Genomic DNA, 12766 nt, shown 5'->3' with positions numbered 1-12766 from the left:
TTTGAAAGAAGCGCAGACCAATGACCGAACAACCACGCCTTTCCAACGCCACGGTTTCATCTCTATCAAAGGCGGTTGAACGCCCCGGTTACGACCGTAATCAGGTCACGACTGGTATAGTTCACCTTGGTATTGGAGCATTTCATCGGGCGCATCAGGCGGTTTATACGGACAGTGTACTGGCAAGTGGCGATACCAGCTGGAGTATTCTTGGAGTATCGTTGCGCAGTGCCGATACGCGCGATGCCCTGGTACCTCAAGACGGTCTTTATACTGTTGCGACACGCAGCGGAAATGGCGACAGCTTCCGCATAATCGGCAGCATCAGCCGAGTGCTGGTCGCTCCCGAAAACCCGCAAGCGGTTCTGGGAGCAATGGTTGATCCAGCAGTCAGAGTCGTCTCCCTTACCGTGACCGAAAAGGGTTATTGCTACTCACCGGCTTCCGCGGCGCTTGATGAAGAGCATCCGGATATAATTCATGATCTTGCAAATCCGGCAGCACCGAGATCAGCTATTGGTTACATTGTTGAGGCTCTTGTCCGTCGGCGCTCTGATGGTACTGAGCCCTTTACCCTTTTATCGTGTGATAACCTTCCTGCGAATGGCCGGACATTGCAGCGGGTGGTGACACGCTTTGCCGAGCTTCGCGATCCTGAGCTTGCAGAGTATATCCTTACGAACGTTGCTTTCCCGTCGACCATGGTTGACCGTATCGTACCGGCCACTACAGACGCCGACCGGGCAACAATTGTTGCAGCAACAGGTTTAGTTGATAGCTGGCCGATCATGACAGAGCCATTTTCACAATGGGTTGTGGAGGATCATTTTCCTGCCGGGCGCCCTGCATGGGAAAAGTTTGGAGTAACGTTCGTCAGGGACGTCGATGCCTTTGAGCTGATGAAACTGCGCCTTCTCAATGGAAGCCACTCGACACTGGCATATCTGGGCTATCTCGCTGGCCATGAAACGGTTTCGGACGTAATGAAGGCACCGGGTTTCAGCGGGCTTATCGAGGCCATGATGGATGAAGAGATTTCGCCGACACTCCCGCCACTGCCAGGCTTTGACCTGGCATCTTACAAAGCAGAATTGCGCGAACGTTTTCGCAATCCGGCATTACGGCATCGCACCTGGCAAATTGCCATGGATGGCTCGCAGAAATTGCCGCAACGCCTGTTGAACACCATTCGCAGCCGCATTGAAAATCACTTGCCATTTGATCGCCTCGCTCTCGGTGTCGCGGCGTGGATGCGCTATGTGACAGGCGTGGATGAAAAGGGTGGCGTTATCGATGTACGCGATCCGCTTGCCGTGGAGTTAAAAAACCGGGCAGGAAACAAGAGCGATGCTGGTGAGCTTTTCGACGCCCTTATCGGTCTTGAGCAAATTTTTGGAAATGACCTTTCAGCAAACGAGGCATTTCAGCGGTCGGTAAAAGCCCAGCTTGAAAAGATTTTGAAGCAAGGTGCTGGGGAAACAGTGGCTCAAACAGGTTGAGTCCAAAAGTTCTTGCTATCTGCATCTGATAGATTAATATATTAGAGAATAACAGCCAGTCGGGAAACTGGCTTTGCCCGAAAAAGGGCGACGGGAATCAAACAGGGAGGAAGTCATGATCCGCATTACACGCAGGCAAGCTATCGCCGGAATGGCGGCGGTTGCCACCTTGCCGGCAACACGCCTTTTCGCACAAACGAAACTGGCATTGCCAAGCTCACCCATAACCTTGAACGTCGCCGATGTTGCCGGCAATCTCGCGCTGACACAAACTGCTATCGAGAACTATGCGAAAGCAAAGCCTGAGCTCGTTTCGAAAATCACCTTCACCAAAGCACCCGCGCCGGAACTTCCGGGAAAGATCAAGGCCCAGCAGGCTGCCAACCGGCTTGATATTGATCTCGTTCTTACGGGCACTGACGCGCTATCTGCGGGCCTTGATCAGGATTTGTGGATCAAGCTCCTGCCGGACCATTCAGCCTCATTGCCTGATCTAGCTTCGATCTATCTGGAGCCTGCTCATCGCATGCTGGCCTTGGGTAAGGATCATGGCGTCGTCGTAACCTATTATCCTTCCGGACCATTGCTCGAATATATGCCGGAGCGTGTGAAGAAAGTACCGACAACAGCAGAAGAGCTGCTTGCCTGGGCCAAGGAAAATCCCAACAAGTTCCTTTATGCACGCCCCGCCAATTCCGGCCCCGGACGCACGTTCCTTATGGGCCTTCCCTATCTGCTCGGTGACAGCGATCCACGCGATCCAGTCAAGGGTTGGGACAAGACCTGGGCTTATCTGAAAGAACTGCACAAATACATCGAGTACTACCCAACCGGGACGGGTGCGCTGATGAAGGAGCTGGGTGAAGGGACGCGCGATATGACCGTTTCCACCACGGGCTGGGATATCAACCCACGCGTTCTCGGTGTTGTTCCGAAGGAAGCAGCTGTTGCTCCGCTCAAAGGTTTCCATTGGGTAGCCGATGCGCACTACATGTGTGTACCCAAGGGCATTGCGGATGAGAAACTCGCTGTTCTTCTTGATCTCATGAGCTTCCTCCTCACACCGGAGCAGCAGGCCTACACCTATGACCAGGGTTATTTCTATCCGGGCCCGGCGGTCAAGGACGTTCCAATCACCATGGCACCTCAGGAAAGTCAGGATGCCATTGCTGAATTCGGACGTGCCGAATATGCTGACTGGATAGCCAATAATCCAGTTGAAATTCCGCTTGAGCCATCATCGATGGTCGTGGCCTTCCGCCGCTGGGACGAAGAAGTCGCAGCAAAGAAGTCCTGATCCATATACGAACATTGAGCCATCCGGACGAACCGGATGGCTTTTAATCATGAGGTAATCGATGCTGCTTGCGTCATCCCCCTTTAATGAAATCCGTCTCGACAAGATGAGCCGCGCTTTCGGTTCGCACAACGCTCTCAAGGATGTCTCCCTCTCGATCCGGAAAGGCGAGTTCATCGCCTTGCTCGGTCCTTCCGGTTGCGGAAAGTCCACGGCGCTCAACTGTATTGCCGGGCTCCTGTCTACGACAGGTGGCGGGATATTCATCGATGACAAGCGCATTGATACGCTCAAGCCTGAAGATCGCGGCTTCGGCATGGTTTTTCAGAACTACGCACTCTTTCCGCATATGACCGTACGGCAAAACATCGGCTTTGGCCTGAAGATGCGCCGGGTTCCCAAAGCGGAAGCCGAAAAGCGCGTCGAAGAGGCCTTGAATCTCGTTCGCCTGCAGGGTCAGGGGCATAAATTGCCGGGCCAGCTTTCTGGTGGTCAGCAGCAACGCGTGGCAATTGCCCGGGCCATTGTTATTGAGCCTCCGCTGGTTCTCATGGATGAGCCGCTTTCTAACCTTGATGCCAAGCTCCGCCTTGAAATGCGTGCGGAAATCCGTCGCATTCACAATCAGCTCGGCGCCACGACAATCTATGTGACACATGACCAAGATGAAGCTCTGTCTCTGGCAGACCGTGTTGTCGTGCTGCGTGACGGCGAAATCCGTCAGGTAGGCGTGCCAAGCGATCTGTATGAGCGGCCTGATCATCTCGATGTGGCCGAGTTCATGGGATACCGCAATCGCCTGACTGGCAAAGTCGTCGCGATTGACGGTGACAAAACAAGTATCGCCGTGGGCGCTTCCACTCTTTCGGGCATTGCACGTGATACATTGAAGGTTGGCGATAGCGCCGTCGTCGCTGCGCGTGCTGATGATGTTGTCGCCGGAACGAAGTCTGCTACGACCGTTGAAGCTGTCGTTGAGACCATCGAGTATCGCGGTCGCGAATTCGTTGGAACGGCGCGTACTGCCGAAGGACTTGAGCTTGTGTTTCATGCTCCACAGACGGCAGCATTGGGCAGCGCCATATGGCTTTCAGTTGATCCGGCGCGCGCGCTGGCTTTTGCAGCGTAACCGCCATGACAAGCGTAACATCAGCGCCTTTGGACAATCATCTATCACTGCGGCAGCGGCTTGCGCTGCGCGGAATAGATGGTGTGACCCTGTTGGTACTACCTGCAGTCATCTTCCTGTTGGCGGTATTCATCTATCCGTTTGTGTACGGGCTTATCCTTTCCTTCGAACCCAAAGAAGGAGGCATGTTTGCAAACTATCAGAAGTTTTTTTCAGACCCGTTTCTCTATGATACGATTCTGACGACGCTTTGGCTGGCCGTGCCAGTGACACTCATCAGTATAGCTATAGCCTTGCCTGTTGCTTTCCGCGTGCGCCTGATGACCCATCAGCGTTTGCTCACGACCATTCTTGTTCTGCCCGTTACGCTTGGCACGGTGCTTGTTGCTGAGGGCTTGTTGAACTATCTAGGCCCTCAAGGCTGGTTCAGCCGTACATTGATGCTGATCGGTCTGATAGACAGTCCGGTGAAGCTCACCAATAATTATTGGGGCGTTTTCGCGTCACTTATCATCACAGGCTTTCCGTTCACCTTCCTGCTAACCCTGTCTTATGTGTCCGGTATCGACCCGGCTCTGGAACAGGCGGCAGCGACACATGGTGCCAAAAGCTGGCAGCGTTTCCGTTATGTCATGTGGCCGCTTCTGGTTCCCGGCCTTGCGATTGCGTTTTGCCTATCTTTTGTTCAGGCTTTTGCGGTCTTCCCTTCGGCAGTATTGCTCGGTGCACCGGCTGGCCCTACCCGCGTCATATCCATTGCGGCCTATCAGGCAGCTTTCGAGCAGTATGATTACTCAATGGCATCTGCCATCGCGATGATCATGGCGGCGGTGCAGCTTCTGATTGTTGTGGCGCTGCTCTCGATAAGAAACTTGTTCTATCGCGGCTCGACCGCTGGCGGAAAGGGCTGACGATGATCCGTGATACGACTATTGGAGCAAAGCTCTGGATCACTGCCGTATGGGTAGTGGTAGCCTTCTTCATCATCAATCTTCTGGCGATGATCGCGACAGTCATCATCTCGTCCTTCGGCACACGCTGGCTTGGCACATGGCTGCCTGCTGGCTGGACAACAAAATGGTATTTCACCGCATGGTCGGAATTCCAGCTCAGCGATGTCCTGATTGTTACTTTCCAGATTGTCTTCACCGTAGTGGCGCTCTCGGGTTTGCTGGGCGTCACAGCTGCCTATGCGCTGGCACGGCGGAATTTTCCGGGCAAGAAGCTGATCATGCTGCTGTTCCTGCTGCCTTTGCTGGTGCCGCCGATTACCTTCGGTATTCCGCTGGCAACGGTGCTTTATCAGGCGGGTGTGGGTGGCACATTCTGGGGCGTCGTCCTTGCCAATCTGGTACCGACAGTGCCTTTCGTCATCCTTGTCATGATCCCGTTCATCGAGCAGATCGATCCGAAGGTCGAGGCCGCTGCTCGGGTGTTTGGTGCAGGCACATTCCAACTGTTCAGGTTCGTGCTTCTGCCAATGCTGCTACCCGGTATTCTGGCAGCACTTTTGCTAGTTCTGGTAAGGACAGTGGCAATGTTTGAACTAACCTTCCTGACAGCGGGACCGACAAGCCAGACGCTGGTCGTCGCGCTGTACTATTCGGTGTTTGCTTCCGGTGTGCGCGCAGTGCAGTCGATCGATGCCATGGCCGTTGTTTACATGGTTACCACACTGATCTGGCTGCTTATCGCGTTGCGTTTCGTCAATCCGACACAGATCGTGGCCCGTGCCAAGACGCAACAAACTGCGGCCTGATAATTGAAAATGAAAAAACCGCCGGAGCAATCCGGCGGGTTTTTCATTGGAGGCTTTGTTTTAAACTGGTTGAGTATTCGCAGGATCGGCCCTGATGATATCAGCAATCAATCTCTGCGTCGCCAAGGCCTCTTCGCCTGTCACGACCGGGTCGCGCTTCTCAGCGACAGCAGCGAGAAAATCTGCAATCAACGCCCGATGCGCATCATGCGGGAAATCCATGATATTAGCGCCACTTCCTGTCTTGCCCTCTGCCTCGACCACTTCCTCACGCCCATCAAGCCATGAGAGCTTCAGAGCACCTCCTGAAAGGTGGGCCGAGCCGGATGATCCGGTGATTTCCAATGTCTCGGGAAAACCCGGAAAAGCAGCCGTGGTAGCGAGGAGCGAAGCTGGAGCGCCGCTGGCAAGCGTCATCAATGCCGTCACATGATCTTCTGACTCCATCCGATGCAGGGACGTTGTCCGCACCTGTGACGCAACGACATTTCGAACAGGGAGAAGTGAGCGAAACAGGTCGAGTGAATGGATTGCCTGTGACAGCAACACTCCCCCGCCGTCACGGGCAAAGGTTCCACGGCCACTCTCGTCGTAATAGCTTTGCGGCCGCCACCAGGGAACGCGAAGAGAGGCCGCCTGAATATCGCCCAGACTGTTGTCCTCAAGCGCTTTGCGTAGCCTGAGGCTGGCGGCTCTGAACCTGTGCTGCAGCACAACGCCAAATGTCAGGCCGCTTGCACGTCCTGACGAAACGATGCGTTCAGCGCGCTGCAGAGTGATGTCCAAGGGCTTTTCAAGCAGCACATGCTTCCCGGCGGCAAAGCTCTTTTCGGCAATTTCAAGATGGGCGTTGGCAGGTGTCAGCACCAGCACGATATCCACAGCAGGATCGCTTATTGCTGCATTGATGTTGCTGGTTACAGGAAATGGAAAAGCCTGCGCAAACTCAGCCGCCCGCTCCTTTGTCCTGCTGGCCGCCCAGATTACATCTACCTTGTCTTTCAGATCGACGAGGCTTCTTGCGTGGGGCAATACAGCAGGGCCGAGCCCGATGATAGCAAGGCCGAGTTTTTTCATTGCTTGTTCTCCAAGGATCGCAGGGCTGGGCGGCTGGTAAGAGTGGTTGCCTGTTGCTGGGCATCAAGGGCCAACCTGCTGACGGTAAAGACATGGCTCTGCTTCATTGTGGTTTCTGAACGGTTCCGCACATCCTCCAGAAAGGATTTGAAATAAGTGATCGGCTCGCTGCTGGCATCGATGTGTTTTGTGCCCTTACCGCTCACGAGGAACACATGATCAGTCCCTTCGCGGCCGGCAATATCCACATATTTGCGCAGCTCAATCGTGCCCTCGGTGCCCAGGATAATCAGCCTGCCATCGCCCCAAGTTGAAAGCCCGTCAGCGGTAAACCAATCAACACGGATGTAGCCCGTTGAGTAACTGCTCCGCAGCAGCACCTCACCGAAGTCCTGAAATGCCGGTATGTCGTCAGCGCCGAAATGACCAACTGTACTCGATATTATTTCTGCATCTTCTGACCCCGTGTAAGTCAGGAATTGATCGATCTGATGTGAGGCGATATCGACCAGAATTCCCCCATAAAATGCAGGATCAAAGAACCAGTCCGGCCGAATGGCGCGATTAAGCCGGTGCGGACCGAGACCAACAGTCTGGATCACTCTGCCTATCGAACCATCTGCAATCAATTTTTGTGCGACACCAGTGGACGGGACGACAAACCGTTCCGAAAAGCAGATGGAAAATATGCGCCCGGTTTCCTCCGAAACCTTTTTTACCTCGGCCAACTGGCCATAATCAGTGATACCTGGCTTGTCGGCCATTACATCTTTGCCGGCCCGCATTGCTGCGATTGCAATCGCCGCTCGTGCATTCGGGACAGCCGCCGTTACGATGATATCGACAGACGGATCGTCGAGAAAAACTTGGCCGTCAGGAACAGATTGCAAATCGGGAAAGCGCTCCCGAATCCCTTCGCGAATTTTGATATCTGTTGTTTCGGCAACAAAACCGGCGCATTTTGCGCCGGCTTCGATGAGACCATCGATCATATGGTAGATGTGGCGATGGTCGATGCCAATGACGGCAAATCGCATGGTGTTTTTCCGCTACTTGTTCATCTTGTTGGCACCGACTTCCCGGTCCCATTTTTCAAATGCTGCAACAAGCAGTTGCGGCTTGAGCGGCGCCTCTACCGGATACTTCGCAATCAAAGCCTCATAGGTCGGACGGCCGAACTCGGCGATGACATCCTGACTTTCTTGCGGGGCCAGATTAAGGGGAACATCCTTCACAGCGGGACCGGGATAGAAGTAGCCCTTGTCATAGGTATAGGCCTGTTGCGCTGGCTCCAGCATATAGGACATGAGCTTGAGCAAAACAGCGACCTTATCGTCGCCCACACCGCGCGGAATGCACATGAATTGCGTATCCGGGACCCAATGCGTACCATCAAGCGCGAAGGTTTCCGCCTCCTTTGGAACGACGCCAAGCACGCGCGGATTGATATCCCAGCCAAAGGTTGACACGACCATATCCCGCGTACCTTCTGCAAATTCCTTCATCGTCGCCGTCGTGCCCGGCGGGTAATAATCGATACCCTGATCAAGCTCTTTCAGATAGGCCCAAGTCTTCTCCCAGCCATTGATGGGGTCGCTTGGATCTTTATCGCCAAGAATGTAGGGCATGGCCATGAGGAACGTCCAACCCGGGCCCGAATTGACCGGCCGCGCATAACAGAACCGGCCGGGATTTGCCTTGACCCAGGCGAGCAATTCCTCCGCATTCTTTGGCACAGTCTTGACGCGATCGGGTGCATATTCGAACAGCGGCCCCGACGGTGAATAGACGACCGCCACACCTTCATTCTGACCAAAATTCTTCTGCATCATGAGCGCCTTCTCATGATAGATTTCATCCGCTTTTGGCAGCAGGTCCGGATACTTTGTCCAGACGTCGATCCATAGCCCCTGCGTAATACCATCTGACATGGCGCCCGGTCCGGTCAGCACCAGATCAATATCAACCCGGTTGGCTGTCTGTTGCGCCTTGAGCTTGGCGGGAAGCTCAGGCGATGGCGCGCGAGAGAAGATCACTTTCGATATAAGTGCTGGATTTTCCTTGGCAAATTTTTCGATTGCAGCCTGCGTCAATTGCAGGTTTCCAGCCACGTCAATGATATTGAGCGCTACCGGGGATGAAGGCAAAGGCAATGATTGTGCAAAAGCAAAACGCGGCAGGACACTCGCTCCCGCAAGCCCGGCCAACCCTCCAATTGCTTGTCTTCTGTTAATTCGGATCATTATTTTCCTCCCAGAAATGCCCGATTATTCTTGTTTCTCCCAAAGCAAGAATAATCATATTAGTATATTACTTAAATGAAAAGCAACCCGCCTTGGGATTTACCTGAATTATACATTGCGCAACAAAAAGGGAGCCGAAGCTCCCTTGAATTCTTCAGTTTTTCTCGAGAAATCTTACATCGTCGCGCCAATCTGCCATGGCACAAACTCCGCATCGCCATAGCCCAGAGCTTCGGATTTGCTGCGCTCACCGGAAGCAATTTTGAGGATATGTTCGAAAATTTCTCGGCCTTTGTCTTTAATGGAAACACCATCAAGGACATCGCCGCAATTTATGTCCATATCCTCAATCATCTGGGTGTACATCGGGGTGTTGGTTGCGAGCTTGATCGACGGCGTTGGCTTGCATCCATAGGCGGAACCACGCCCTGTTGTGAAGGCGAGAATATTAGCACCTCCGGCTACCTGGCCGGTAGCTGAAACCGGGTCGTATCCGGGTGTGTCCATGAAAACAAGACCTCGCGCCGTAACAGTTTCGGCATAGCCATAAACTGCTTCCAACGGCGTGGTGCCGGACTTTGCAACAGCGCCAAGCGACTTTTCCAGAATCGTCGTCAAGCCGCCAGCCTTGTTGCCCGGCGACGGATTATTGTTCATTTCCATTCGGTTACGTGCAGTATAATCTTCCCACCAGGCGATAACCGACTGCAAGCGCTCGACAGCTTCGGGGTTCGATGCACGTTCAATCAGAAGATGCTCCGCTCCGTAGATTTCCGGCGTTTCCGAAAGAATGGCAGTACCGCCCTGCTGAACGAGAAGATCAACGGCGGCGCCCAAGGCAGGATTGGCCGTGATGCCGGAATACCCATCCGAACCACCACACTGCAAAGCCAGCATCAGTTCTGATGCGGGGATGGTTTCGCGCTTCACATTGGCAGCGGTCGGCAGCATATCGCGCACGGCAGCAATGCCTGCTTCCATGGTCTTGCGGGTGCCACCAACTTCCTGAATTGTCAGGCTGCGGAACGTATCGCTTTCGATGATATTATAGGCCTCTTTCCAGCGTCCGATCTGGAAGCCTTCACAGCCAAGGCCAACCATGAGCACCGCAGCGATATTGGGATTAGTGGCATAGCCCCATTGAGTCCGCTTGAGAACCTCGTAACCCTCACCCTTGACATCCAAGGCGCAACCACCGCCATGAACCAGAGGAATAATGCCGTCAATCATTGGATATTCGTCAAGTATGCCAGACTTTTGAACGGCTTCCGCGATGAAACGTGCCACCGATGCGGAGCAGTTTACGGAGGTCAGGACACCGATATAATTGCGGGTCCCGGCACGGCCATTGGAGCGGCGAAACCCTTCAAAAACAGCACGTTGGCCAATTGGCACAACGCCATGAGACGAGCCTGCATGGGCGGCATCAGGCTCGCGGGTAAAATTGCTGTAGTCGAGATTATGCTCATGCACCCATTGCCCCGGCTCGATCTGCTTGGATGCTGAACCAATGATCTGACCGAACTTGCGTACCGGCTCACCCATTCCAATCAGACGGGAAGCCAGTTTATGCCCCCTCGGAACGCGATCTGAAACAGTAACATTCTCAATGAGTTGCCCTGCCTGAAACGTATCAACAGCCACAACGACATTATCGCTGGCATGCAGGCGCAAATGCCTCGGTGCAGTGAGGGTGTCCATAAAACTCTCCAATTGGTCAATTAATATATTAATTCACCCGACCTTGGGTTGCAATGTGTCAAGATGAAACAGCAAACCTTGTTTGGCCGCAGAGTGCGCCGCGAATAACGTATTTCAACTGCAGACAACCAAATTGCACCCACTGGTAGTAATTTTAATAGCAGAATTGCAGATTTTACTCACAATTGCGACGAGAATGCTCGATCCCATCGTCAATTCACTCGGAACCAGATTGCAACAAGGGGGATCACGATTGATCTTTTGAGCATGCAACATCAGCCATTAACCGACGGCATAGACCCTTTAACGACAGCAGTGCCAAAATTTTTTCAAGATATGATTATGGCGAAGCATAACCGTACTCCTAATTACTCCACCTCAAAATTATTGAAATAAAAGGCAAATTCCAAATATATTTTAATTCAACTTTTGAAATATATTGCGGCTATATTTCTAACATGCTTTGTCATGAAAAATTCAGTTGGAATATAGAAAATTTTGTAGTTCATATCGCAAATATATCCAAATTTATTCCGAGAGAAACTCTCCAAATCGAGGACTGCCATGGCGCTTAACAAATCCCTGCTCGACCTTTTGAACATTCATCCGGAAAACGGCCTTGACGAGATCATCATCGGCAATAATGGTGATGACACTATCTTCGGTGGTAGCGGCAACGAGTATATTGAAGGCGGCAGCGGAACCGATCTGCTGTTCGGAAATGAAGGCATCGACACACTCGGTTATGCCGGTTCAAAGGAAGGCGTCATGGTGCGCCTCGGTGGATTTGAAGGTTCTGGCGCACTGGGTGGCTGGCACGGCGATGCGGAAGGTGACCGGCTTGCTGTCGGCTTTGAAAATGTCGTGGGCTCGCATTTCAACGATGTGATCTCGGGCGATGCCGGAGACAATGTCATTGCAGGTCTCGACGGCGATGATGGCCTCGGCGGCGGCGCGGGTAATGACACACTGGTAGGCGGTGCCGGCAGTGACTGGCTCGACGGCGGTGCGGGCGATGACCGGTTGCTGGGCGGCGAAGGTGAGGATTATGCGTTCGGCGGCGGCGGCAACGATATTCTTGACGGTGGCAATGGCGACGATCGCTTGAGCGGCGACGAGGGCGACGATCAGTTGCTCGGCGGCAATGGTAATGACTGGCTCGATGGCGGAACCGGCAATGATTACCTGAATGGTGGAACCGGCGACAACTATCTGCGTGGCGGCTCAGGCAATGATACGTTGATCGGCGGCGCGGGCAATGATGTCCTCAATGGCGGCGAAGGTGACGACCGCATAAGCGGTGGTAACGGCAATGATTCCATCGATGGTGGAGACGGAACCAACTGGATTGATGCCGGTGCGGGAGATGACGAAGTTCATACCGGCAGTGGTGCGAACTGGGTTTATGGTGGTGACGGCAACGACAAGGTATTCGGCGGCTCGGGTGACGACCGTATCAGCGGCGATGTTGGCGACGACCAGCTGAATGGCGGCGCAGGTACAGACTGGCTTGATGGCGGCAACGGCAATGACACGCTGCTTGGCGGGGATGGCAATGATTTTCTTCGCGGTGGCTCAGGCAATGATGCGCTCTATGGAGGAGCTGGCGATGATCGGCTCAACGGGGGCGACGGCAATGATGTCCTGAATGGCGGCAGCGGCAATGATTGGCTCAGTGGCGGCGCAGGAGCAGATACATTTCTCTTCGACACACTCGGGCGTGGCCTTGCCGGTTCGGACCATGAATATGCTGCACGCATTACCGACTTCAATGCCGCCGATGGCGACAAGATCGACCTGAGCCGGCTTGATGCGGATACAGGGACTGCCGGCAATCAGCCTTACCATTTCATTGGTGAAAGCGGCTTTACCGGCACTGCTGGTGAACTGCGCGTTGTTGTGCCTGAACACGCCACTGACACGCATTATCTGCAAATCGAGGCCGATAGCGATGGTGACGGGATTGCTGATCTGATCATAGCCGTCAACGATACGGATCATGATTGGTCGGCAAACGACTTCAATCTCTAGAGCAAAAGGGCCGCTATTTAGGCGGCCCTT

10 protein-coding genes are annotated in these 12766 nt (G+C 53.7%); 6 read left to right on the top strand and 4 right to left on the bottom strand.

The annotated features are described in order from the left end of the window. Positions 1-20: 20 nt before the first annotated feature. From PMI41_RS18660 to PMI41_RS18640, 5 genes are all read left to right on the top strand, one after another. A complete protein-coding gene (locus PMI41_RS18660) occupies positions 21-1499 on the top strand; it encodes a mannitol dehydrogenase family protein (RefSeq protein WP_008127462.1) in 1479 nt (492 codons plus the stop codon). A 118-nt stretch (positions 1500-1617) separates the two neighbouring features. Beyond that, a complete protein-coding gene (locus PMI41_RS18655; protein ID WP_040855910.1) occupies positions 1618-2796 on the top strand; it encodes an extracellular solute-binding protein in 1179 nt (392 codons plus the stop codon). A 61-nt stretch (positions 2797-2857) separates the two neighbouring features. Then, the gene (locus PMI41_RS18650; protein ID WP_008127459.1) at positions 2858-3925 is read left to right on the top strand and encodes an ABC transporter ATP-binding protein; all 1068 of its coding nucleotides are present in this window, start codon (positions 2858-2860) and stop codon (positions 3923-3925) included. A 5-nt stretch (positions 3926-3930) separates the two neighbouring features. After that, a complete protein-coding gene (locus PMI41_RS18645) occupies positions 3931-4836 on the top strand; it encodes a sugar ABC transporter permease (RefSeq protein WP_008127456.1) in 906 nt (301 codons plus the stop codon). Positions 4837-4838: 2 nt separating this feature from the next. Continuing rightward, a complete protein-coding gene (locus PMI41_RS18640) occupies positions 4839-5684 on the top strand; it encodes an ABC transporter permease subunit (protein WP_008127455.1) in 846 nt (281 codons plus the stop codon). A gap of 60 nt (positions 5685-5744) precedes the next feature. Here the strand turns inward: PMI41_RS18640 and PMI41_RS18635 are convergent, their stop codons facing one another. The 4 genes from PMI41_RS18635 to PMI41_RS18620 all read right to left on the bottom strand — a co-directional run bounded on the left by PMI41_RS18635 (position 5745) and on the right by PMI41_RS18620 (position 10705). Next, positions 5745-6761, bottom strand: a complete 1017-nt coding sequence (locus PMI41_RS18635) for a Gfo/Idh/MocA family oxidoreductase (protein WP_008127454.1) — start codon at positions 6759-6761, stop codon at positions 5745-5747. Further along, positions 6758-7798, bottom strand: a complete 1041-nt coding sequence (locus PMI41_RS18630; RefSeq protein ID WP_008127453.1) for a Gfo/Idh/MocA family oxidoreductase — start codon at positions 7796-7798, stop codon at positions 6758-6760. The genes PMI41_RS18635 and PMI41_RS18630 overlap by 4 nt, the downstream gene beginning before the upstream one ends. A 12-nt stretch (positions 7799-7810) precedes the next feature. Beyond that, a complete protein-coding gene (locus tag PMI41_RS18625) occupies positions 7811-9001 on the bottom strand; it encodes an extracellular solute-binding protein (protein ID WP_040855907.1) in 1191 nt (396 codons plus the stop codon). A gap of 177 nt (positions 9002-9178) precedes the next feature. Then, positions 9179-10705 carry an altronate dehydratase family protein gene (locus tag PMI41_RS18620; RefSeq protein ID WP_008127451.1) on the bottom strand — a complete coding sequence of 509 codons (1527 nt, stop codon included), beginning with the start codon at positions 10703-10705 and terminating at the stop codon, positions 9179-9181. A 564-nt stretch (positions 10706-11269) separates the two neighbouring features. Between PMI41_RS18620 and PMI41_RS25575 the strand changes: the two genes are divergently transcribed. After that, positions 11270-12736 carry a calcium-binding protein gene (locus PMI41_RS25575; RefSeq protein ID WP_008127450.1) on the top strand — a complete coding sequence of 489 codons (1467 nt, stop codon included), beginning with the start codon at positions 11270-11272 and terminating at the stop codon, positions 12734-12736. The last annotated feature ends 30 nt before the right edge of the window (positions 12737-12766 follow it).

Origin of the sequence: Phyllobacterium sp. YR531, from assembly GCF_000282595.1 — a bacterium.
Taxonomy (GTDB): Bacteria; Pseudomonadota; Alphaproteobacteria; order Rhizobiales; family Rhizobiaceae; genus Phyllobacterium.
Note: the sequence above shows the minus strand (reverse complement) of the source record. Positions and strands in the feature narration are given on the sequence as shown.